Genomic DNA, 23,452 nt, shown 5'->3' on the forward strand with positions numbered 1-23,452 from the left:
CATGTCTCTTTCGGATCTCGATCCCACCCAGTTCTCAGAGCTGGCCCAGCGCACCCGCCAGCAGTACGACGAGCTCAAGGCGCGCAACCTCAACCTGGATTTGACGCGCGGCAAGCCGTCGAGCGAACAGTTGGACTTCTCCAACGCGCTGCTTTCCCTGCCAGGCGAGGGCGACTACACCGACAAAAACGGCACGGACGTGCGCAACTACGGCGGGCTTACCGGCATCCCGGACATCCGCGAACTCTGGGCCGAGGCGCTGGGCATCGACCCGGACAACCTCATCGCCGGCGACTCTTCCAGCCTGAACATCATGTTCGACCTGATCTCCTGGTCGTACATCTGGGGCAACAACGACTCGCCGCGCCCGTGGAAGGACGAGGAAACCGTCAAGTGGATCTGCCCCGTGCCGGGCTACGACCGCCACTTCTCCATCACCGAGCACTTCGGCTTCGAAATGGTCCAGGTGCCCATGACCCCGACCGGCCCGGACATGGACGTCGTCGAGGAACTGGTGAAAGATCCGCAGGTCAAGGGCATGTGGACGGTGCCGATTTACGGTAACCCGACGGGGGTGACGTTCGCACCGGAGGTCGTCGAGAAGCTTGCCGCGATGGAAACCGCGGCGCCCGACTTCCGCATCGTCTGGGACAACGCCTACGCCATCCACACCCTTACCGGCGCGCTGCCGGACAACCCCGACGTGATCGCGCTAGCGCAAAAGCACGGCAACCCGAACCGCTTCTGGTACATGTCGTCCACCTCCAAAATCACCCTCGCCGGCTCCGGCGTGGCATTCTTCGCTTCCTCGAAGGCCAACTTGGAGTGGTACGCCTCCCACGCCTCCATCCGCGGCATTGGCCCGAACAAGGTCAACCAACTTGCACATGCGCGTTTGCTTGGCGACGTCCAAGGGTTGCACACGCTCATGAAACACCACGCCAACTCGCTGGCGCCCAAGTTCGAGGCCGTCATTGGGATCCTTGGCGAGCGCCTCGGCGAGTTTGGGGTAGCCGAGTGGACCGAGCCGGAAGGCGGCTACTTCATCTCCCTCGACGTGTTGGACGGCTCCGCCACCCGCGTGTGGGAGCTGGCCAAGGACGCCGGCATCACCCTGACCAAAGCCGGCGCCTCCTTCCCGCACGGCGTGGACGAGAACGACCAGAACATCCGCCTCGCGCCCTCGCTGCCGCCGCTGGACGAGGTGCGCACCGCCATGGACGGCGTTGCCACCTGCGTGCTGCTCGCCTGCGTGGAAGCTGCGGAGGCGCAGGCGGGCTAGACTTGCCCGCGTGGCTCTGTACAGGAAATACCGCCCCGCAACGTTCGGCGAGGTCATCGGCCAAGAGCAGGTGACCCGCCCCCTTTCAACCGCCCTGGACAACGGGCGGATCTCGCACGCCTACCTCTTTTCCGGCCCGCGCGGCTGCGGAAAGACATCCTCGGCGCGCATCCTGGCGCGCTCGTTGAACTGTGCCGAGGGGCCCACCTCCACCCCCTGCGGCGTGTGCGAATCCTGCGTCGCGCTCGCGCCGGGCGGCAGCGGCAACCTGGACGTGATGGAGCTCGACGCCGCCTCCCACGGCGGCGTGGAGGACATGCGCGACCTGCGAGAGCGCGCCCTGTTCGCGCCGGCGGAGTCGCGCTACCGCGTCTTCATCATCGACGAGGCCCACATGATCACGAAGGAGGGCAACAACGCCCTGCTGAAGATCGTGGAGGAGCCGCCCGCCCACCTGATTTTCATCTTCGCCACCACCGAGCCGGAGAAGATGCTGGGCACTATCCGCTCGCGCACCCACAACTACCCGTTCAGGCTGCTGGCGCCGCAGGCGATGCGCGAGCTGGTGCAGCACGTGGTGGAAGAAGAAGGCGTCCACGTCGACGAGAACGTCTACCCGCTGGTCATCCGCGCCGGCGGCGGCTCGCCGCGCGACACCCTTTCGATCCTGGACCAGATGCTCTCCGGCGCCGGGGAGGACGGCCTGACCTACGAGCTCGCACTGCCGCTGCTCGGCGTGACGGACCTGACGCTGCTTGACGCCGCCATAGACGCTTTGGCGGACCGTGACGCGGGCGCGATGTACCGCACCATCGACCAGGTCATCGAGTCCGGCCACGAGCCCCGCCGCTTCGCCCTCGACCTGCTAGACCGCATGCGCGACCTACTGCTCATCCGCACTGTCCCGGATGCCTTTGGGCAAGGGCTTGTCGACGCACCTTCGGACCGCGCCGACATCCTCACCCAAGAAGCCCACCAGTTTTCCCCGCAGCACCTCGCCCAGTTGGCGTCCGAGGTCAACGACCGCATCGCGAGCCTGCGCGGCGCAACCTCCCCGCGCCTGCTGCTAGAGATCATGGCCGCCCACCTGCTGACCCTGCAGCCGGCCGGCGGGGCCGAGCTGCCCCAGCCTGCGGCTTCTCCTGCGCCGTCCCAGTCCACGCAGCCGCAACAGGCGCAGCAGCCGCAGCAACCCAGCCCTGCGCGTGCGGGCGGAGGCGCGGCCGCGGCGGCCGTCGCAGCTGCCGCGGCCGCGTCGAAGGGCCGCCAGCAGGAGCAGCAGGCACCCGCACAGCCTGAGCCGGAGCAGCCGGCGCCGGACCCGCGCCCGCAGCCTGTCGAGCAGCCGCAGGAACACCAAGCGCCAGACACCGACGAGTTGTTTGAGCGCATCGACAAGGATTGGACGCGGCTACGCCAGTCCGTCGGCGAGCGCAACAAGGTTGCCGAGATCATGCTCACCGAGGCCACACCGCTCGGCTTCGACGACGACGTGCTCGTGGTCGGCCACCACACCGGCGCGCTGGCCGAACGCATCAACGCCGAAAAGAACAACGCCGACATCGCCACCGTGCTCTCCGAGAAGCTCGGGGCGAAGGTGCAGGTGCGATGCGTTATCGGCACCGACCCGGCGACCGCGAACCTGCGCCGCCCCGCCAAGCGCGAGGTGTGGAACCCGGGCGCGGAGACCAATGAGGGCTCAGGCGGTGCGGGCGACTCTGACAGCTCGGACGGCTCAGATTCCGACGACCCCGCGCCCGCCCCGGCCGGCGGCTGGGACGCGCCCGCCCCGGCCCGCCAGCAGGCGCCGCAGCAGACGCAGCAGCAGGCACCGCAGGCACCAGCACCGCAGCCAACCCCGTCGATGCCTGCCAAGCGCGAGGACGACTGGCGCTCCGCCGCCCTGGCCGCCAGCCAAAAAGCCGCCGAAAAAGCCAAGCGTGAACGCGACGAAATCCCGCCGCCGCCGGAGCCGTATGACTATGACGAGGGGGTGCCGGAGGCGTCGATAGGCAATGTGCCCGAATACTCCCGCGAGGACGAAGAACGCGACATGGCCGACCAGGCGCGCGACGAAGCCGGCACCGCGGACCGGCGCGACGCCACCGAGGTGGCGATGGACCTGCTCGCCGCGGAGCTCGGCGCGAAGCCGTTGTAGACTGGCGCGAGAACTATTAGCGAACGAAAGGGGACAACCATGACCCAGCCGCAAGATATGCAGGAACTCATCCGCCAGGCCGCCGAGGTGCAGGCCTCCCTCCAGCAGGCGCAGATGGAACTGCTCCAGACCGAGGTCACCGGCACCGCCGGCGGCGAACTCGTCACCGTCACCATGACCGGCGGCGCCGAGATCACCGACATCAAGATCAAGCCGGAGGCTGTCGACGCCGACGACATCGAGTCGCTGCAGGACCTCATCCTCGCTGCATACCGCGACGCCCACAACCAGGCCGGCAAGCTCGCTGAAGAGAAGATCGCCCCGCTGACCGGCGGCGCGATGGGCGGCGGCCAGGCTCCGCAGGCAGGCCCGGGCGAGATCCCGTTCGGCGGCATCATCTAACTACCGCTCTACCGCGTCCGGCCCCCTTGCGGTCGGGCGCGTTTTCTTTTGTGAAAGGACGCCGTGTTCGAAGGACCACTGCAGGACCTTATCGACGAGCTATCGCGCCTCCCCGGTGTCGGACCGAAGTCCGCGCAACGGATCGCGTTTCACCTGTTGAAGGAGGAACCGGAGGACGTCGATAGGCTGCGCGCCGCATTGGCCGCCGTGCGCGACGGGGTGACGTTCTGCCGCATCTGCAACAACGTCTCGCGCGAGGACGTCTGCCGCATCTGCACCGATTCGGGGCGCGACAAAGCGCTCGTGTGCGTGGTGGAAGACGCGAAAGACATCCAGGTCATCGAGCGCACCGGCGAATACTCCGGCCGCTACCACGTACTTGGCGGGGCGCTGGACCCGCTGGCGAACGTCGGGCCGAAAGACCTCGCGATCGCGCCGCTGTTGCAGCGCATCGGCGGTGTCCTGCCGGACCTGGAGGGCGCCGAGGCGCCGGCGGTAAGCGAGGTCATCTTGGCCACCGACCCCGACACCGAGGGCGAGGCGACCGCGTCGTATCTCGTGCGCCTGCTCAAGGACTTCCCGGACCTGACCATTTCGCGGCTCGCCTCCGGCATGCCATTGGGCGGGGACTTGGAGTTTGTCGACGAGCTCACGCTCTCCCGCGCGCTTACCGGGCGTCTGCAGCTTTAGCCCCCCCCCTTTTTTACTGCGAGAATGCCGGTTATCCACAGGGGTGGTGTTGCAAATTCCACAGGGCGGGCCGGGGTGGGGTTGCGTTGGGTTTAGGGTCTGTGGCCATGAACTCGTTCGACGCATTCATCCAGGCGATGTCCGCAGTATCCATGGAGACACTGCGGCACTTCGACCTGCCGGTTGCCCTTGCTGCCGGGATGGCGCCGGATCGGGCGCGTGCGTGGGATCAGATGCAGGACGTCTACTACGGGACAACGAAATTCACCCGCAAGCAATCGGAAGCCGCGCAGAAAGCCCGCGGGTTCTCCCTGGACGAGCTCGCGCTGATCGAACGTCGCATCAGCGGAGTGAAAGATGCCGGCGAGCGGTGGCGGCTGCGGCTGGAACTGTTGGATGTCACCGGCGGGTACCGCGCGATCGAACGCGCCGCACGAGAGATCGTGCCCCGCGAGGACAACACCCCGACAAAGAAACAGGTGGCGTTTTCCGCGCCGAAAAACGGGCGCGCGCGCATCACCATCGACACCACCGACCGCAAAGCAGCCGACTTAGAGCACCGCCTGCGCCAAGACATCGACGCCACGCTGCCGGCGGCGGCGCAGATGGAGGAGGCGTTCTGGCGCATCGTCGAAGGTAAGGCTGGCGGGGTGGTCGCCGCCGCGCCACGGCCGATCGTGCTGGTGCCGATCACCGAGCACGCACGCATTATGGCGGGAGACGGCGACGACGTCATCCTGACGCTGACTGACGGCACCATCATGACGGGTGCGGAGTACCTCCAGCAAGAGTTCGGCGAGGCACTCGAGGTCGCAGCCTTCCACCCCGAGGAAGGCGCGGTGAACCTCTACGACACCGAACGCTTCGCCAACCAGAAACAACGCGATCTTGCCTGCATGGTCTCACCCGTGTGCGCCTTCCCAGGCTGCCGCCACGGCGCCTACGCTTCCGAGATCCACCACGTCAAAGCGTGGAAACACGGCGGGCTGACCAACATGGACAACCTGGTGCCGCTATGCAGGTATCACAACCGGATCAACGACGACGACCCCTGGCGCACCAAACGCGGCCGCATCACCATGATCAGAGGCGCGCCCTGGTGGGTCTCACCCCGCGGCTACCACATCAAAAACACCGACCGCGGAGCACTCGACCAACTCTTCGGACCCCGAAGAGCTGGCCCCTAAGCAACGCGAATTAACGCAGGCGCTCCTCGCGCAGCTTGGTCACCGCGTCGAGCTCAAGCGGCTCCAACTCCGCGAGCGGGATGTCCAACGCGCGGGCGATGAGCAGGTCCGCCAGCTGCGGGTTTCGGGCCAGCGCCGGGCCATGCATGTAGGTGGCTATCACGCTGCCTTGCACCACACCGTCGACCTTCGCGTCGCCGTTGCCGACGCCGCGGGTCACGCGCCCCAACGCAGACGCGTCCGGGCCGAGCACGGTTGCGCCCATGTGGTTTTCGAAGCCGGTCAACGGCTCGGAAAGCTCGGCGGTGACACCGGCGCGGGTGGGCTCGGAGGCGAGTTCGCCGGTGGCGCGGCGGGAAAGCGGGGTGGTGGTGACGTCGAGAAGCCCGAGGCCCTCGGCCTCCTCGCCGTGCGCGCGGAACGTGTGGCCGAGCACCTGCAGGCCCGCGCACACCGCGAAGATTGGCCGGCCGTCGGCGGCCGCGGACTGCAGACCCGGGGAGGCGCTCAGACGCGCCGCGGCGAGTAGTTGGGCGGAGTCTTCGCCGCCGCCGAGGGTGTAGAGGTCGTAGGAGGGCGGGATGTCGTCGTGAAGCAAAACGCGCTCGATGGACGCCTCGATGCCGCGGCGGTGCGCACGCTCGCGCAGGACAAGGGCGTTGCCGTCGTCGCCGTAGGTGCCCAACACGTCGGGCAGGACGAGGCCGATGGTGAGTTTAGGCACGGTAGTCCTCCTCCTTGGTCAGCGCGCGGCGCAGGTTGAGCAGCGCGGTGTAGTTGGCCAGCACCTCGACGCGCCCGGGCGGGCAGGCGCGGATGGCGGCGATCGCGTCGTGGATGGTGTCGTGGTCGATGCCGCCGTAGGTAAGGCGTACGGCGAGGTCGGTGGCGCGCTCACCGGCGGCGACGACGTGGGTGTCACCGAAGTCCTCAAACTTGACGTCCCAGAGCCAGGAGACGTCTTCGCCGTCGCCTTGTTGCGCGTTGACGGCGATGACCACGCCGTCGGCGTCGCGGTCGACCATGGACAGCGCTTCCTGCCAGCCGGCGGGGTTCTTCGCCAGCAGGAGGTGGACGTCGCGTTCGCCGAGGTGGACGGTGGTGTAGCGGCCGGCAACGTTGTCCACCTCGGCGGCGGCGTGCACGGCGGCGTCGAAGGGGACGCCGAACGCTTCGACGGCGGCGGCGATGGCCTGGGCGGCGTTGCCTCGGTTGGCGCGGCCGGGGAGTTTGAGCTCAAGCTTTGCGACGCCCTCCGGTCCCACCAACGTTTCCCCCTCGACCGCGTACTTGGAGGTGGGGCGGCGGAATTCGCGGCCGTCGGGCAGAGGGTCGACGGCGTACCAGTCGCTTTCGCCCGTGGCGTTGTCGTCGTGCGCGACGGAGGAGCGCACGACGTGGCCGCCGGAGCGGGGGTTGGTCACGGAGTCGCCGGTCCAGCCGGCGCCGGCGGAAACCCAGACGACGTTCGGGTGGTCGTAGGCAATGGAGGTGATTAAAACGTCGTCGCAGTTGGCGACGACGGTGGCCTCCGGGTGGGCCATGACGGCTGCGCGCAGGGCGCGTTCGATGGAGTTGATCTCGCCGACCCGGTCGAGCTGGTCACGGGTGAGGTTGAGCAGTACGAACGCTGCCGGCTGCAAACGTTCGGCCACCTTGGGCACGTGCAGCTCGTCGCATTCGAGGACGATGGCGTCGGCGTCTTTGCCGGCGAGCAGGGCGGAGATGATGCCGGCGTCCATGTTGTCGCCGCCGTCGTTGGTGGCCACGTTGTGCTTGGTGCCGACGGCGCCGGCGAGCATGCGGGTGGTGGTGGATTTGCCGTTGGTGCCGGTGACCAGGACGGCGGGGCGGCCGCCACCGAGGGAGGCCATGATGTTCGGGTCGATCGCTGCGGCGACGAGGCCGCCGATCATGCCGCCGGCGCCGCGGCCGGTGGCGCGCGAGGCGGCCGTGGCCAGGTTGGCGGCGGTGGCGGCTACCGCGGTGCGGATGCGCGAGATGGGTCCTTGCATGCGGACAAGGCTACTCCGCGGATTCCATCTGGCCGACTAGCCGCGCGAATTCTTCCCCGGAGACGACTGGGATTTCTTTGCGGTGGGCGTGCATGGCTTTTCCGCGCAGCTCAGCGCCGCGCTCCATGGCGTCGGAGACGGCGACGGAGGTCTCGCGGGTGAGTTTTTCGCGGTAGGTCAGCCCTGCGCGCACGCCGGCGTCGATGAGATCGTCGGGGTTGAGGGCGACGTCGTCGGAGACGACGAACTCCATGCCGCGCAGCAGTCCGCCTTTGCCGAGGCGTCCGGGGTTCGCGCCGACGGCGGGGGCTTTTTCCGCATCCACGCGTATCGACGAGCGCTGCAACCCGAATGCGTCCGGCGCCAGATCCTCGGGGTTGAGCTCGACGAGCCCGCCGGGGGCGAGCTGGAGGTGCATGGCCACCAGTTTCAGGGTTTGGCCGCGTGAGAAGTCCGCTTCGGGCTCGCCGATGCGCTCGGTGGAAGCGGTCGGCGGGGTGGACGCTACGCCGACGAGGTTGGCCACGGCGTTGATGCGGGTGTCCACCGGGATGTGGCTCTGCCGGCGGGCGGTGGCGAGCAGGTCCACGATCGCGGTTGGCTTGGGGACGTGGCCGACACGCTGGCGGCGCCTGTTGCCGCGGCCGCGGCGCGAACGGTTCGCCCGGGCCGCGGCGTTCATGGCGCGGCGCGCCTCGGAAACAATGTATCCCCAGGTGACGGGGGAGTCGTGGGTGACTACCACGCGGCCGTCGAGAAGCTTGTCCAGCGTGCGCAAGAAGCGGGAAAAGCGTGGGGCTTGGGCGAAGTCGTGCGGGGTCAGGCCGTGGGTGTGGGCGGGGCCGGGATCGGTGGCGGGGTTAACTACGGCGTGGAACTCCTCGCCCACGCGCCCGGCGACGTCGAACGTGACCGCGTCGATGGTGAGCAGGCGCCCCGTCGACGGGTGAATCCCCGTGGCCTGTGTAAACAGCGCCACGTAGGGGTAGTCGTTCTCAGTCATCGTTCCAAGGTAGCTTACGGCTCGGCTACCTCGTACAGGGGCTGATCCAGCCTGGTGTTGGAGCGCACCTTCAGCCCGCCGATGGAGTATTCGTACTGCTGTTGTTGCGGGGCAGGCGCTGGCGCAGGTGCAGGAGCGGGGGCGGGGGCTGGCGCAGGCTCGGGTGCCGGGGCTGGCGCGGGAGCGGGGGCGGGTGCCTGCTGACGCGGCGCCGGCGCGGGTGCCGGGGCAGGCGCGGGCGCACGCTGCACCGGGGCTTGCTGTGGCTGCGGGGCAGGCGCGGGCTGCTGGACCTCCACCACCGGCTCCGGGGCCTTCTCCGGCAGCGCGGTGCTGAACTGAGAGGTCGACTCCGAAGGTTCGGTGGGCTCCGTCGGCTCAGTGGTCGCCGTTGGCTCAGTTGACTCGGTAGAGCTGCTCGGCTCCGAGACCTCCGTGGTTTCCCGGTACGCCGAGGTGGAGTCGCGCTGCATGCTCGACGGTGAGCTCATCACCACGGTGCCGATGCCAGCCAGCACGAGCGCCACGACCGTCGCGGCGATCAGCGGGCCGCGGACCGTGCTCGGCTCGCGCGTGGCGTCCGTCGGGGACTCCTCGGTGTCCGCCGCCAGAGCCGCGGCTTCCGCGTCCACGGTGGCGAAGAAGTTCGTGCCCGGGTGCGCTACCTCCACCTCGCGCACGACTGGCGGAAGCGGGGAGATAGAGATGTCGTCGCCTTCGATCGGGCCTGCGATGACGGCTAGTGAGGTGCCGCCTACCACCGCGGTGGTGTAGCCGCGCGCCACCGCGATAAGCCCGCGGTCCTCTAAACGCCGCAGCGTTGGGGTCAGCGCCTCGCCGGCGGCCGGGTCCAGCTCGCCGACAATGTCGCCGTCGACGCACAGCTCGATGTCGCCGGCATCGTCGAAACCCATCGACACCAGCACCTGCGCCGGCGCCTCCACCGGCAGCTCTTCGTGCAGTTCAGCCACGTAGCGCTCGCCAGCGGGCAGCAGTGCCCAAGGCTCGCGCGGCGGGGTGTTCACTGGCAGCACCTGACCCGCTGGCGGCAGTACAACCGCACCGCCGTCGGTGGCCACCACCGGGGTCACGCCAGCCGCGGCCAGCTGGGCCAGCTCCGCGTCCTCCACCGAGCCGACGACTTCACCGTCCACCACTACGTCGAGGTCCGGGGTGAGGGTGGCCGAAGGGGCGTCGATAGGCAAACGCTCCACGGGGAGGCGACGGGTGCCCGCAGGCACCTCGTACATAGCCATCACGCAACCTCCCGCTGAAATGTGTGGTCAAGTCACGCAAGTATAGCGCGCGGGGGCTAGTTTGCGGCAGTCGAGCGGTTGACCGCCGAGACGATCGCCTCCAGCGACGCGCGCGTGGTCGACCCGGCGATACCCACACCCCACGCCGACGTCCCGTCGACGTCCGCGTGGATGTAGCAGACCGCGTCCGCGTCGTCGCCGGCCGTGCGGGCGCGCTGCGAGTAGTCCTGCACCTCGAAGTCGATGCCGACCTGCTCCAGCGCGTTCGCGAACGCCGCGATCGGGCCGTTGCCGGTGCCCGCGACCTCGCGGGACGCGCCCTCGTAGACCACCGTCGCTGCGACGCGGGTGTCCTGGCCTTCCTCCTCGGCGGCGTCGATGCGGTAGTGTGCCAGCTCCAGCGGCGAATCCAGGTCCAGGTAGGTGGTGGCGAAGACGTCCCACATGTTCTTCGAGTTGACCTCGCCGCCCTCCGAGTCGGTGATGTTTTGCACGATGGCGGAAAACTCCGGCTGCATGGCGCGCGGCATGTTGATGCCGTGGTCCGTCTTCATGATGTAGGCCACCCCGCCCTTGCCGGACTGCGAGTTCACGCGGATCACGGCCTCGTAGGTGCGGCCGACGTCCTTCGGGTCGATGGGCAGGTACGGCACCTCCCAGGTGGTTTCGCTCAGCTCTTCCCAGGTGACATCGGAGCTGGTGGCGTCCGGGCGCACGGTCTGCGCCAACGCGTCCAGCCCCTTATTAATCGCGTCTTGGTGGGAGCCGGAGAACGCGGTGAAGACCAGGTCGCCGCCGTAGGGGTGGCGCTCCGGCACGCGCAGCTGGTTGCAGTACTCGACGACTTCGCGGATGCGGGTGATGTCGGAGAAGTCGATTTGCGGGTCCACGCCCTGGGTGAGCATGTTCAACCCCAGGGTGACCAGGTCGACGTTGCCGGTGCGCTCGCCGTTGCCGAACAGGCAGCCCTCGATGCGGTCGCCGCCGGCCATATACCCCAGCTCGGCCGCGGCCACACCGGTGCCGCGGTCGTTGTGCGGGTGCAGGGAGATGATGATGGACTCGCGGTTGTTCAAGTTGCGGTGCATCCACTCGATGGAGTCGGCGTAGACGTTCGGGGTGATCATCTCCACCGTGGACGGCAGGTTGATGATCATCGGGTTCTCCGGCGTCGGCGCCATGACGTCCACGACCGCGTCGCAGACCTCTTTGGCAAAGTCCAGCTCGGTGCCGGTGAAGGACTCGGGCGAGTATTCCCAGCGCCAGTTGGTGTCCGGGTAGTCGGCGGCGATGGTCTTGATCAAGGCGGCGGCGTCGGTGGCCAGCTTCTTAATCGCGTCGCGGTCCTTGCGGAAGACCGCGCGGCGCTGCAGCTTCGAGGTGGAGTTGTAGAAGTGCACGATGACGTTCTTCGCGCCGGCGCAGGCCTCGAAGGTGCGGCGGATCAGGTGCTCGCGAGCTTGCACGAGGACCTGGATGGTCACGTCGTCGGGGATCATGTCCTGTTCAATGATCTCGCGGACGAAGTCGAAGTCCGTTTGAGAGGCGGACGGGAAGCCCACCTCGATCTCTTTGAAGCCCGTTTCCACCAGCAGGTTGAACATGCGGCGTTTGCGTTCGGGGCTCATCGGGTCGATCAGGGCTTGGTTGCCGTCGCGCAGGTCCACGGCGCACCACTGCGGCGCGCTGGTGATTTTCTTGTCGGGCCAGGTGCGGTCCGGCAGCTGGATGTCTTCGACTTCTTCGGCGAAGGTGAGGTAGCGCTCTACCGGCATCTGCGAGCCGCGCTGCTTGTTCCACGCGGGCTGGCCGTCGCCTCGCGGGCCGGAGGGGGTTTGGATCTCGCGGGGTGCGAAAAAGTCGGTCATTGGAGCTCTCCTTTGTTGGGGGTGTTCCACGGCCGGCCAACAGAAACTCCGCGACGGGGTGCCGGCCGTGTTAGCTGGCCTGATTCCCGCCGCGGCGTAGAAGGAGAAGCGCCCTGTGCGACATGTGGCACACCTTACGTCAGGCAGGTGTTGTCGCGCGGGATTTATATCCACCCGCGGTCATCGGATGGACACCCGCGTGAGCATTGCGGCGGAGACGAGCATCACGCCTATCGACGTCCCAACGGCCGCCCACCCGGCAGCCGAATCAACACGGAAAGATTCGCCGAGCAAAAACACGCCCAGGGAAAACGCGACGAGCGGCTCGATGATCTTCGACGCCGGAAGCGAGGTGGCCAGGTTGCCCGCGGCGAACGCGTATTGCTGCACGACCGTGCCGGCCGTGGCCGCCAGCAGCATGGCCCACAGCTGCCACGTGGCCAGCAGGCCGGGCACGCCGCCGTGGACGAAGCCGTCGACCGCCACTTTGGAAAACACGGCCTGGTAGCCGTACATGGCGCCGCAGGCGGAGCCGAAGATGAGGGCTTTGCTGGCCGGGGGACGTCGAGAAGCAATGGCGTAGGAGGCCGCGATGATCGCGACCGCGGTGCCCACGACAACACCCCACTCCCAGGTGGCGGGGTCGCGCTCGCCGGGCAGCGGGCGGCCGAGTACGACCACCCCGCCCACACTCGCGGTCAGCAGCACCGCCCAAAACGCCTCCGCGGTGTGCATGTGGCGCTTGTCCGCCCACGCCGAAAACAGCAACGTGAGCATCAAAGACAGCGCCAGGATCGGCTGCACCACCAGCAGGGACCCGAATGCCAGCGCCGCCGCCTGGAAGCCGTACGCCACAAACGCGATGCCCATCGACGCCCACCACGCCGGGCGTTTGATGGACTGCATGGGGGAGTCGTTGTTCTCCCCCTCCGAGGCGCCCGCGCGCATGATGCGGTGGCGCCACACGGTCCCCGCCGCCATGGTCGCGGCCGAGATCAGCGCGAACGCGACGGCGAGAAAATTGTTGTGCACGGTGAATGATATTAACTCGAGTGGCTGAAACGACGGTTTTGGGACGCTATTCTTGAACGCTGGAATGCACCCAGATCCGCGGAGGTACGAATGGCACTGATCGTTCAGAAATACGGGGGCTCCTCCCTGGAAAGCGCGGAGCGGATCAAGGCCGTCGCCCAGCGGATCGTGGACACGCGCCGCGCCGGCAACGACGTCGTGGTGGTCTGCTCCGCCATGGGCGACACCACCGACGAACTGCTCGACCTCGCCGCCGAAGTCAACCCCACCCCGCCCGCGCGCGAAATGGACATGCTGCTCACCGCCGGCGAGCGCATCTCCAACTCACTGGTGGCCATGGCGGTGCACGCGCTGGGGGAGAAGGTGCAGTCGTTCACCGGCTCCCAGGCCGGCGTGATCACCACCGAACGCCACGGCAACGCCCGCATCCTCGAAGTCACCCCGGGGCGTGTGCAGGAGGCGGTCGACGAAGGCAAGATCGCCATCGTCGCCGGCTTCCAGGGTGTGAACCGTGAAACTAAGGACGTGACCACACTCGGCCGCGGCGGCTCCGACACCACCGCCGTGGCCCTAGCCGCGGCGATGGGCGCCGACGAATGCGAGATCTACTCCGACGTCGACGGCGTCTACACCGCGGACCCGCGCATCGTGCCGGACGCGCGCAAACTGGACAACCTCTGCTTCGAGGAGATGCTCGAGCTTGCCGCATCCGGGTCCAAGATCCTGGTGTTGCGCAGCGTGGAGTACGCCCGCGCATTCAACGTGCCCATGCGGGTGCGCTCGTCTTACAGCACAGATACCGGCACCCTGGTCGCCGGAGCATTGGAGGATATCCCTATGGAAGAAGCAGTACTTTCCGGCGTAGCCACCGACGATTCGGAGGCCAAGATCACCATCCTGGGCATCAAGGACGAGGTCGGCGAGGCCGCCAAGGTCTTCCGCGAGCTCGCCGACGGCGAAGTCAACATCGACATGGTGATCCAGAACATCTCCAACTCGCACGACAACAAGACCGACATCACCTTCACTCTGCCCAAGGCTGACGGCGCGCGAACCATGGAGAAGCTGCGCGTCCTGCAGGCCGCCGAGGGCTGGGAGGATTTGAGCTACGACGACCAGATCGGCAAAGTCTCCCTCGTCGGAGCCGGCATGAAGTCCCACCCGGGTGTCACCGCCGACTTCTGCGACGCGCTGCGCGACGCCGGCATCAACATCGAGATGATCACCACCTCCGAGATCCGCATCACCGCCGTGGTGCGCCAGGCGGACGTGGCTGAGGCCGCGCGCGCCATCCACACCAAGTTCGACCTCGGCGGCGACGAGCTGGCCGTGGTATACGCAGGCACCGGACGTTAGAAAGAGGTTTCAATGACCACCCTTGCAGTCGTCGGCGCCACCGGCCAGGTCGGCCGCGTGATGCGCGACATCCTCACCGAGCGCAACTTCCCAGCCGACAAGGTGCGCTTCTTCGCCTCTCCGCGTTCCGCGGGCAGCACGCTGGAGTTCCGCGGCGAGCAGATCACCGTCGAAGACCTCACCCAGGTCACCGAGGAATCCGTCGCCGACGTCGACATCGCGTTGTTCTCCGCCGGCGGGTCCACCTCGCGCGAGTGGGCGCCGGTGTTCGCCGCCGCGGGCGCGACCGTGGTGGACAACTCCTCGGCGTGGCGCAAGGACGACGTGGTCCCGCTGATCGTCTCCGAGGTCAACCCGGAGGCCGCGCGCGAGCTGCCCAAGGGCATCATCGCCAACCCGAACTGCACCACCATGGCGGCGATGCCGGTGCTCAAGCCGCTGCACGACGCGTTCGGCCTGACCACCCTCCGCGTCGCGTCCTACCAGGCGGTTTCCGGCTCTGGCCTGGCCGGGGTGGAGGCGCTGGCCACCCAGGTCGAGGAGTTGGGGGATCCGCGTGGGCTGGTCCGGGAGGACGTCGATAAGCCAAGCGATCTCGGGCCGTACGTGGAGCCCATCGCGTTCAACGCGCTGCCGTTTGCGGGCTCGCTTGTCGACGACGGCTCCGCCGAAACCGACGAAGAGCAGAAACTGCGCAACGAATCGCGCAAGATCCTGGGGATCCCGGAGCTGAAGGTGGCGGGCACGTGCGTGCGCGTGCCAGTGTTCACCGGCCACACGATGGTCGTGCACGCCGAGTTCGAGCAGGCCGTCACCCCGCAGCAGGCGGAGGAAACCCTGGCGGGCGCGCCGGGCGTGAAAGTGGTGGACGTGCCGACGCCGCGCGCCGCCACCGGCATCGACGAGTCTCTGGTTGGCCGCATCCGCCAGGACCAGTCCGTTGACGGCGGCCGCGGGCTCGTGCTCGTCGTCGCCGGCGACAACCTGCGCAAGGGCGCGGCGCTAAACACCATCCAGATCGCCGAGCTTCTGGTGTAGCGCGGCGGCGCCCGCGTGCGCCCAGGGGCGCTACAGCTTGGTGGAGCCGCCGGTTTCCTCCACAGCGTCTTCCTCATCGTTGGCGTCGCCGCCCAGGCTGTTGTCCGGCCCGGCGGCCTCTTCGGCCTCCTCTGCGGCGATCATGTCGTCGACGGTGCGGTCGTTCCACGGCTCGTCGGGGTTGGCCGCGTACTCGTCGGCGGAGACGGGGTCGGTGTAGGAGACGTAGACGACGTCGGAGGGATTGTCGATGTCGTCCTCCTCGAACTCGCTCTCCTCGTCGTCGAGCAGCTCCTGGGCGACTTCCTCTTCGAGGGCCTCGACGAGCTCCTCTTCGTCCACGTTGGACTTGGCGGTGAGGTACTCCAGCTCGCGCTCGTCGTTTTTGGTGAAGCGCTCGGCCGGGTCCATCTTCTTGCGGGTCAGCTCAAGCGCGCGACGGCGGCGGTCGCCTTCCTTGCGCAGCTTCGGGATGCCGCGGATCCACGCGAGCGTCATCACGACGATGAGCAGCAGGCCAAGGTAGCCCAGGATCGGGTAGACGGTGGACACGAGCTGCTGGAAGCCCACGAACGACAGCACGAAGCCGATCAGGCAGGCGGAGATGAAGATGATGCGGAACTTGTCTTCGCGGCCGCGGGAGAGGCGCTTGCCCAGGGCGAAGAACATGCCCAGGCAGGTGGCGAAAATCATGCCGAAGATGACCAGGGACATGATCAGGCCCATGGTGGGGTTGATGTCCGAAATCAGGGCCAGAAGCGGCATGTCCTGGCCTTCGACGGTGTCGATCTTGACCAGCAGCGCCATGGCCAGCAGCATGAGCATGACCAGGTAGCCGATGCCGCCGAAGAGGCCGCCGAGGCCGGCTGCGCGGGTGTCTAGCTGGTTGCCGCCGATGACCAGTGCCATGGACACCACGCACATGACGTTCAGGCCGGTGTAGTTCAGTGCGGAGATCCACCAGTTGGGCAGGGAGGTGTCCACCTGCGCGGCCGCGGCGTTGAGCGCCTCCCAGTTCGGGTGGGAGTTGATCAGCGTCCAGCCGCAGCCGAAGATGACAAAGATCAGCAGAAACGGGGTGAGTGCGCCGATGGCGCCGGTGACTTTGTCCACGTCGAGCATGCCGAATCCGATGGTGGCGGCGAGCATGAGCACCGCGCCGATCCAGACGGGGATGCCGAACTGCTGGTTCAGGTTGGCGCCGGCGCCGGCGAACATGACAAACCCGATGGAGAACAGGGTGACGATGGTGGCGATGTCCAGGATCCAGCCCATCACCTTCGAGGAGATTGAGCCGAGGACTTCCATGTGCTCTTTGGCTTGGAAGAACGAGCCGAGCTGGAGAATGGTCACACCGGCGATGAGCATGAGCGTGGATCCCAGGACTGCGCCCCAGAGGCCTTGGGTGCCGAAGGCGGAGAAGTACAGCATCGCTTCCTGTCCGGATGCGAAGCCGGCGCCGACGACGGTGCCGATGAAGGCGAATGAAATTAGCAGTGCGTTTTTCAGCATGAAAAAACTCCGAGATTAGTTTAGTAAAACCTTTTCCAAACCTAGGCGAATTTCTCCCGGTTGGCACCTTTGCGTGTGCTCTACAAAGTCCCTTCGGCTCCCGCGACCAGATCCCTGCGTGCCCGTGCGACGCGGGATCTGATGGTGCCGACGCGCACGCCTGCGATGCGGGCTGCTTCTTCGTAGGTGTAGCCCATCACCTGCGTCAGGACTAGGGCTTCGCGGCGTTCGGGCGGCAGCTCGTCGAGAAGCGAGCGTGCGTCGATGACGTCGCCCCAGGTGTTGGGGTTGTCGGGGCTGGGGTTGGCGGCGGCGACATCTTCGTACTCGGTCGCGGATTTGCGGGGCCGGGCCATGTCGTGGCGCACGGAGTCCACCCAGGCGCGGCGCGCCAGCGACAGGATCCAGGTGCGGGCGGTGGAGCGGGCTTGGAAGCGCGGCAGGGAGCCAAGCACCCGCAGGTACGTCTCTTGGGTGAGGTCGTCGGCGTGTTGGGGTCCGGCGAGGTGGGCAAGGAGGCGCCACACGTCGTTTTGGGTGAGCCGGATGAATTCGGTGAGCGCGTGTTTGTCGCCACGGCCGGCGCGCAGTGCCAGGTCCGTGACGTACGCGTCGTCGCTAGTGCTCACAAGCTCATTACGTTAGCGGTTGCGAGGTTCGGCGAAGGTGGTTTTGTCGGAGACGGTCACGCCGTACAGGGAGCGGCCCATGATGAAGGATGCCACGGAGCCGACGATCCACACCGCGAAGATGGCTAGCACGGCGCGGATGAAGTCGTTGAGGTCGAAGCCGGTGGTGGTCCAGGAGTGGATGAGTTTGGCCACGGTGAGGATGGGAAAGGCCACGACCACCAGGGGGCCGAGCAGGTTCACGCGGGTCAGGGCGTCGGGGGCGCGCAGCTGCAGGATGGTGGTGGCGACCACGCAGATGGTGGCCACGACAACCAGCACGGCGACGATGATTTCGGCGATGGTCATGTTTAGCGGCGTCCTCTCGAAATGATTCGGGCCATGGAGATCGTCGGGATCACGCCGCACACTAGGCCGGCGAGCAGCGGGATTTCGTAGGCGATGGCGGACGAGTTGAACAGCGTCCACACGAGGAAGATGGCGATCATGGCGTAGAAGATCACGTCTGCCATCACGGCGCGGGAGAGCTCGTCTTTGGTCAGGATCACGGCGCCGAGCGCGATAAGCAGGCTGACCGCCATGATGATCAGGCAGATCTGCATGATTGTGGTGAACATGGGCTACACCATCCTTTCGGCCGGCGGCACGTGGTCGCCGTGGTGGTCTGAGCCGTGGTCGACGTAGGGTTCCCAGGCCACGGTTTTCGGGTCGATGGGGCTTTTGCTTAGCGACGGCCGAAGGTGCTCCTCCATATCCACCAACCCTGCGATGACCTCTTCCGGGTCGGAGCCGAACGCCTCCTGCACCAGCAGGGTGATCGGCCCGTCTTCGGCGACCGGGTGGCGCAGCCCCATGGACAGGGTGCCCGGCGTTGCGGTGATGGAGGTGGAAAACCAGAACACGTCCCAGTCGGTGTTTATGCGCAGTGGGTAGTAGATGACGATGGGGTCGAACTTCGTGGCCGGGTTGAACGCTTTGGCAACGGCGTCGAAGCCGGCCACGAAGATCTCTTTAGCAATCCAGATGGCGTATCCCACGCCGTGGAAGAAGCCTCGCATTAGTTCTCGCCTCCATTGGTTTGGGCGCCGAAGGTGTCGCCGGGTGCGGGGACGCCGATGGGGTCGTCGCCGAGTACGGCGGTGGTGTAGGCGTCAACGTCGAGCAGGTCGTCGACGGCGTTGGTGGTGATGTCCCACATGTGGCCGGCGAAGATGAACATGCACAGCGACATGACCATCAGTACTGCGGACGGCAGCATGAAGCTCACGCGCACGTTGAGCGCCTCGGGGTAGTTCTGCATCGGCCGACCCCAGAACACGCGTTGCCACATGCGCATCATGGACAGCAGCGCGCCGAAGGACGCGATGATGATGGCGGTGATGGCCACCCAGGAGCGCCAGTCCCCGGCGGAGGCGGCTGCCAGCACGACGGTGACCTTGCCGAAGATGCCGGAAAACGGCGGGAAGCCCACGATGGAAAACGCGCCGGCGACGAACACGGCGGACGTCCACGGGTCGCGCCGGGCGATGCCGGAGAGTTTCGCCATGGTGCCGGTGCCGTAGGTTTCCTCGATCGCGCCGGAGTTCAGCACGAGTGCGGCGATGGTGATCATGTGGTGCAGGGTGTAGAGCAGACCGGCGGCGAGGGCGTAGCGTGCGTCGTCGTTAGTAAAGGCCAGCATGATCAGGATGAACGGCATGCCGTTGACCATCTGGTAGGCCAGCACGCGGCGCATGGTGGCCTCGGCCAGGCCGGCGAAGCCGCCGATGATCATGGAGATGACCATGACCACGATGAGCAGCGTGTTCCAGCGCGGGTCCATGTCGAACATGATCACCCAGATGCGGAACAGCATGTACACGGCCACTTTGGTGTGTAGGCCGGAGAACAGGCCCATCACGGCCGCGGAGGTGGATGGGTAGGTGCGCGGCAGCCAGGTGTAGACGGGGAACACGCCGGCCTTTGCGGCGATGGCGATGACGACGATGCCGGCGGCCACCGTCGCCGGGCCGCCGCCCGCGGCCACGCCCTGCAGCGACGCCAGGTTCACGGCGCCGGTGACGGCGTAGAGGTAGCCCACGCCGAGCACCAGCATTGTCGACGCCGCCAGGTTCACCAGCACGAACATGCGCGCGGACAACAGGCGGTGGCGGGTGCCCGTCATGGCGATCAGGCCGTAGGACGGCAGCAGGCACACCTCGATCATGACGAAGAAGTTGAACAGGTCGGCGGTGAGCAACGCGCCGGAAACACCGGTGATGAGCACGAGTGACAGCGGCACGTAGAACCGGGACTGGGTTTCGCCGACGACGATGGCGAACCAGTTGGACATCAGCGCCACGATCATGGTGGTCACGATCATTACGGCGGAGAACGTGTCGGCGGCGAAGGAGATGCCCACGCCGCCCTGGTACAGGCCGATGACGTGGCCAACGGTGCCGTGGTCGCGGGTGTGGCCGTAGAGCCACACGCCGAGGGCCAAGTTGATGGCGGGGATGAGGATCGCCAGGGCGTCGTTGAGCCACTTCCAGGGGCTCAGCGCCGTGACCGCGGAGACGATCAGCGGCAGCGCCACAAATACGGGCAGGATTGCGTCTACGGCCATTAGTCGGTCACCCTCAGGCTTTCGTTGTCAACGTGGCTGATCTCGCGTGCGCGGATCTCTTCCAGCTTCTTCTGGTTCAGGCGCGCGTTGCGGCCGGCGGTGGACAGGGCCGACGGGCTCAGCCGCATCTTGGAGTAGCCGGCGTCGGTGCCGGTGGGCAGCTCCGCGGTGTCGTCGTTGCGCCCCAGCGCGGAGAGCATGAGCAGGATCGTGGTGGTGGCCATCGCGATCACGATGGCGGTGAGCACGAACGCCTGGGGCAGGGGATCGCCCATGTCCTCGAAGGGCACGCGCGACGGGAAGGCCTCCCCGCGCCACGCGCCGACGCCCGCGGCGAGCAGGGTGAGGTTTGAGGCGTGGCCGAACAGGGACATGCCGAAGATGACGCGCACCATGCCGCGTTGCAGGACCAGGTACACGGATCCCGCGACCAGGACTGCGATGGTAAGTGCCATGACCATGGGTTAGTGCTCCTTCGTGGTAACCGGTCGCGGGTCGTGCGCCGGGTTGATCGGCTCCGGGTGCGCGTCCACGGGGTTTTCGGGCTCCAGCGGGGCCGGGATGCTCGGCAGCGGGTTGTCTTCCTCGTCGCGGGTGTAGTCCAGGTCCGACAGGTCCATGCCGGGGCGCAGGTAGCCGCCGAGCGCGTTGATCGCGGCGGTGACCATGCCGAGCACGGCGAGGTAGATGCCGAAGTCGAAGATCAGCGAGGTGGTCATGTGCTCGCCGGCGATCTCGCCGTGGATGGCGTACATGAACCCGCTCTCGATGAAGCCGAGGAAGCCGGAGGCGATAGCGATGATGATGCCCCAGCCGGTCAGGCGGATCGGGGTGAAGTTTTGCACTACGTCCGCGTCCGCGCCACGCGACAGGTAGTTGATGGCGAACGCCGTGGCCATCACAAGCGCTGCGACGAAGCCGCCGCCGGGGGCGGTGTGGCCGCGGAAGAAGATCAGCACGGACAGCACCACCAGCACCGGTGCGACCAGGGCTGCGGCCTTGCGCAGCGGGATGGAGTTGAGCTGGGACTGGCCAAACGGGCGCGGGCGGGTGCCGGCCTCGAACAGGTGGCGCGGCATGGAGCTGACCACCGCGGCGATGACCACCGCGGCCATGCCGAGCACGGACAGCTCGCCCAAGGTATCGAAGCCACGGAACTCCACGATGATCACAGCGACGATATTGTCGGCACCGGTGACGTCGCCGCCTTCAGTGAGGTACCACTCGGCCAGTTCGGAGCGGCCGCGGCGGCCGGTCAGGCCGTAGACGCCGAAGAAGGTGACCACGCCCGCGATCAGGGCGAAGATGGAGGCAAGAGCCTTGCGACGAGCCTTCGTCTCCGGGAACATCCGCGGCTGGTAGCGAAGCACCACCAGGATGACCACCACGGTCAGCGACTCGACCAGGAACTGCGTCATGGCCACGTCCGGGGCGCCCAGCAGGAACATCTGCAGGGTCATGCCCACGCCGACGGTGCCGAGCAGCACGGCGGAGGCGAGACGGGAGCGGGTGAAGACCATGCCCAGCACGGACATCGCGATGATCGCGAACGGGATGAGGTCCCACCACACGTCCAGGCCCTCGGCGCGCGGGGCCGGGGTGACGCCATCGATGCCGTCGGTCAGCACGATCACGCACAGGCCCATCGCGGTGACGGAGGCCAGCAGGGGGAACAGGTGGCGCGACGGGTTGAAGCCGTCGGCCAGCGAGCCGAGCTGTTTGCCCAGGTCGGACAGGCTGCGGGTGAGCCAGGCCAGGACCTCGGTGCCGTCTGCGGGCAGAAGGTCCTTGTTGCCCAGTGCTGCGAAGACGCGCTTGCGGAAGAACACCACGAACACCACGCCGGCGACCAAAACTGCCACCGACACCAGGAATGGCGGGGTCACGCCGTGCCAGAGTGCGAGGTGGGTGGCGAAGCTGTCGTCGCCCGTCACAGCCCGCACGCCTGCGGAGACGGGGTTGTCCACCCAGAACAGCACAAACGGCAGGACCGCGGAGGTCAGGCCGGGCAGCGCGGCGGGCAGCCAGAGGGCGGTGGGGGCTTCGTGGACGTCGGGGAGGCCCTTTGGTCCGTCGATAAATGCGCCGAAGACGATCTTGGCGGAGTACACGAAGGTGAGGAATGCGGCGATGCCGGCCACCGTGAGCAAAAGCGCCCCGTAGGAGGATTCGTGGAAGGCATCCAGGATGGATTCCTTGGACACGAAGCCGAACAGCGGCGGGATCGCGGCCATGGAGGCGGCGGCGATAACGGTGGAGGCGAACGTGAACGGCATCTTGTTGTAGATCGGGCCCAGGCGGCGCATGTCGCGCGAGCCGGCCTCGTGGTCCACCACACCGATGAGCATGAACAGCGAGGACTTAAACAGCGCGTGCGCGAGCGTGTGGGTCAGCGCCGCGGCGAGAGCGACCGGGGTGCCGATGCCGATCGCGGCGACGATCCAACCCAGGTGGGAGACCGTGGAGTACGCGGTGAGGTGCTTCAGGTCCGTCTTGGTAATGGCGAACAGCGCGGACATCAGCGCCGTGAACAGGCCGACGGTGACAAGCAGGTAGTTCCACGCGGCCACGTCCGAGAAGATGGTGGAAAAACGCACCAGCAGGTAGATGCCGGCCTTGACCACCGCCGCGGCGTGCAGGAACGCGGAGACCGGGGTGGCAGCGGCCATGGCCTCGGGCAGCCAGAAGTGGAAGGGGAACTGCGCGGCCTTGGTGAACGCGGAGAACGCGATGAGCAGCGCGACTACGACGGTGACGCGGTTGTCGCCCCAGATATCGGCGGCGAGGATGTCCTGCAGGCGCGTCGTGCCGGTCTGCGCGGAGGCCACAGCCAGGCCAGCCAGCAGCGTCAGGCCGCCGAAGAAGGTGAGGATCAGGGTGCGGTAGGACCCGGCCTCGCCCGAGGAGCCGGAGCGCGCGATGAGCAGGAACGACGCGATGGAGACGAGCTCCCAGGCGATGAACAGCAGCACGGCGTCGTCCGCAAGCACCAGCAGCAGCACCGACAGGGTAAACGCCGTCATGATGGTGTAGAAGCTGGTGTTGCCGTTGCGCTCGGGCAGGTACGCGGCAGAGTACAAAAAGACCACGCCGCCGATCACCAACGCCAAAAGTGCGAAGAAGATACCCAGGCCGTCTGCGCGCAACGCGAAGTCCACGGAGGTGCCCGTGCCCATCACATTGTGCGCCCACTCCTTGGACCATTTGAGGTCCGTGCCGCGTGAGACTTCTGTGAACTTGGAGCCCAGCACGGCCGCGGCGGCGAAGAGTATCGCCGCGAGCGGGTACCCGGCCTTCTTGTCCATGACTCGCACGAGGATCGGTGAGAGCACCACCGTCGCTGCGACGAGCCCGATGACAAGGGGAAGTGTCATGGTGAACCCATTTCATTCCATGGTTTTGGCAAGAACCCTTACGAC

General features: G+C 67.0%; 21 protein-coding genes. 7 read left to right on the plus strand and 14 right to left on the minus strand.

Going from position 1 to position 23,452, the window contains the following annotated elements; genetic code table 11:
- Position 1 precedes the first annotated feature (1 nt).
- From CIHUM_RS00590 to CIHUM_RS00610, 5 genes are all read left to right on the plus strand, one after another.
- Entirely contained in the window at positions 2–1,282 is a 1,281-nt protein-coding gene (locus CIHUM_RS00590; protein WP_034996891.1) for an aspartate aminotransferase type Ic, read from the plus strand.
- A gap of 10 nt (positions 1,283–1,292) precedes the next feature.
- Positions 1,293–3,440: a DNA polymerase III subunit gamma and tau gene (locus CIHUM_RS00595; RefSeq protein ID WP_273680225.1), complete on the plus strand. Its 2,148-nt coding sequence runs from the start codon at positions 1,293–1,295 to the stop codon at positions 3,438–3,440.
- A 39-nt stretch (positions 3,441–3,479) separates the two neighbouring features.
- A complete protein-coding gene (locus CIHUM_RS00600; protein WP_081634352.1) occupies positions 3,480–3,842 on the plus strand; it encodes a YbaB/EbfC family nucleoid-associated protein in 363 nt (120 codons plus the stop codon).
- A gap of 63 nt (positions 3,843–3,905) precedes the next feature.
- Complete coding sequence (recR, locus tag CIHUM_RS00605; protein ID WP_034996897.1) at positions 3,906–4,532, plus strand: recombination mediator RecR; 627 nt, start codon at positions 3,906–3,908, stop codon at positions 4,530–4,532.
- A 107-nt stretch (positions 4,533–4,639) separates the two neighbouring features.
- Positions 4,640–5,719 (plus strand): HNH endonuclease, encoded by a 1,080-nt coding sequence (locus CIHUM_RS00610; protein ID WP_034996899.1) that lies wholly within the window; start codon positions 4,640–4,642, stop codon positions 5,717–5,719.
- A gap of 10 nt (positions 5,720–5,729) precedes the next feature.
- Here the strand turns inward: CIHUM_RS00610 and CIHUM_RS00615 are convergent, their stop codons facing one another.
- The 6 genes from CIHUM_RS00615 to CIHUM_RS00640 form a co-directional block, all read right to left on the minus strand.
- Positions 5,730–6,443, minus strand: coding sequence for a type 1 glutamine amidotransferase (locus tag CIHUM_RS00615; protein WP_034996901.1), 714 nt, complete (start codon positions 6,441–6,443; stop codon positions 5,730–5,732).
- Entirely contained in the window at positions 6,436–7,734 is a 1,299-nt protein-coding gene (locus CIHUM_RS00620; protein ID WP_034996903.1) for a MurT ligase domain-containing protein, read from the minus strand. The genes CIHUM_RS00615 and CIHUM_RS00620 overlap by 8 nt, the downstream gene beginning before the upstream one ends.
- Positions 7,735–7,744: 10 nt before the next feature.
- Positions 7,745–8,737: an exonuclease domain-containing protein gene (locus CIHUM_RS00625; protein WP_034996905.1), complete on the minus strand. Its 993-nt coding sequence runs from the start codon at positions 8,735–8,737 to the stop codon at positions 7,745–7,747.
- 14 nt (positions 8,738–8,751) lie between these two features.
- Positions 8,752–9,993 (minus strand): hypothetical protein, encoded by a 1,242-nt coding sequence (locus tag CIHUM_RS00630; protein WP_172796739.1) that lies wholly within the window; start codon positions 9,991–9,993, stop codon positions 8,752–8,754.
- Between the two features lie 56 nt (positions 9,994–10,049).
- On the minus strand, positions 10,050–11,861 hold the full coding sequence (gene leuA, locus CIHUM_RS00635; RefSeq protein ID WP_034996909.1) for a 2-isopropylmalate synthase: 1,812 nt from the start codon (positions 11,859–11,861) through the stop codon (positions 10,050–10,052).
- 180 nt (positions 11,862–12,041) lie between these two features.
- Positions 12,042–12,893: a DMT family transporter gene (locus tag CIHUM_RS00640; protein WP_034996911.1), complete on the minus strand. Its 852-nt coding sequence runs from the start codon at positions 12,891–12,893 to the stop codon at positions 12,042–12,044.
- 90 nt (positions 12,894–12,983) lie between these two features.
- Here CIHUM_RS00640 and CIHUM_RS00645 point away from each other — a divergent pair, with 90 nt between their 5' ends.
- A complete protein-coding gene (locus CIHUM_RS00645; protein ID WP_034996913.1) occupies positions 12,984–14,249 on the plus strand; it encodes an aspartate kinase in 1,266 nt (421 codons plus the stop codon).
- A gap of 12 nt (positions 14,250–14,261) precedes the next feature.
- Entirely contained in the window at positions 14,262–15,287 is a 1,026-nt protein-coding gene (locus CIHUM_RS00650; protein ID WP_034996915.1) for an aspartate-semialdehyde dehydrogenase, read from the plus strand.
- A 30-nt stretch (positions 15,288–15,317) separates the two neighbouring features.
- On the opposite strand, the gene CIHUM_RS00655 is transcribed toward CIHUM_RS00650, so the two are convergent.
- From CIHUM_RS00655 to CIHUM_RS00690, 8 genes are all read right to left on the minus strand, one after another.
- Positions 15,318–16,799, minus strand: coding sequence for a YkvI family membrane protein (locus CIHUM_RS00655; protein ID WP_074431955.1), 1,482 nt, complete (start codon positions 16,797–16,799; stop codon positions 15,318–15,320).
- An 80-nt stretch (positions 16,800–16,879) separates the two neighbouring features.
- Positions 16,880–17,428 (minus strand): RNA polymerase sigma factor, encoded by a 549-nt coding sequence (locus CIHUM_RS00660; protein WP_034996917.1) that lies wholly within the window; start codon positions 17,426–17,428, stop codon positions 16,880–16,882.
- A 12-nt stretch (positions 17,429–17,440) separates the two neighbouring features.
- A complete protein-coding gene (locus CIHUM_RS00665) occupies positions 17,441–17,776 on the minus strand; it encodes a Na+/H+ antiporter subunit G (RefSeq protein WP_034996919.1) in 336 nt (111 codons plus the stop codon).
- 2 nt (positions 17,777–17,778) lie between these two features.
- Positions 17,779–18,045, minus strand: coding sequence for a cation:proton antiporter (locus tag CIHUM_RS00670; RefSeq protein WP_034996921.1), 267 nt, complete (start codon positions 18,043–18,045; stop codon positions 17,779–17,781).
- Between the two features lie 3 nt (positions 18,046–18,048).
- A complete protein-coding gene (locus CIHUM_RS00675) occupies positions 18,049–18,486 on the minus strand; it encodes a monovalent cation/H+ antiporter subunit E (RefSeq protein WP_051106217.1) in 438 nt (145 codons plus the stop codon).
- Positions 18,486–20,033, minus strand: a complete 1,548-nt coding sequence (locus tag CIHUM_RS00680; RefSeq protein ID WP_051106219.1) for a monovalent cation/H+ antiporter subunit D family protein — start codon at positions 20,031–20,033, stop codon at positions 18,486–18,488. Before CIHUM_RS00680 ends, CIHUM_RS00675 begins: the two co-directional genes overlap by 1 nt.
- Complete coding sequence (locus tag CIHUM_RS00685) at positions 20,033–20,494, minus strand: cation:proton antiporter subunit C (protein WP_034996923.1); 462 nt, start codon at positions 20,492–20,494, stop codon at positions 20,033–20,035. Before CIHUM_RS00685 ends, CIHUM_RS00680 begins: the two co-directional genes overlap by 1 nt.
- Positions 20,495–20,497: 3 nt before the next feature.
- A complete protein-coding gene (locus CIHUM_RS00690; RefSeq protein WP_034996925.1) occupies positions 20,498–23,407 on the minus strand; it encodes a DUF4040 family protein in 2,910 nt (969 codons plus the stop codon).
- Positions 23,408–23,452: the final 45 nt, after the last annotated feature.

Source organism: Corynebacterium ihumii (assembly GCF_028609825.1).
Taxonomy (GTDB): Bacteria; Actinomycetota; Actinomycetes; order Mycobacteriales; family Mycobacteriaceae; genus Corynebacterium; species Corynebacterium afermentans.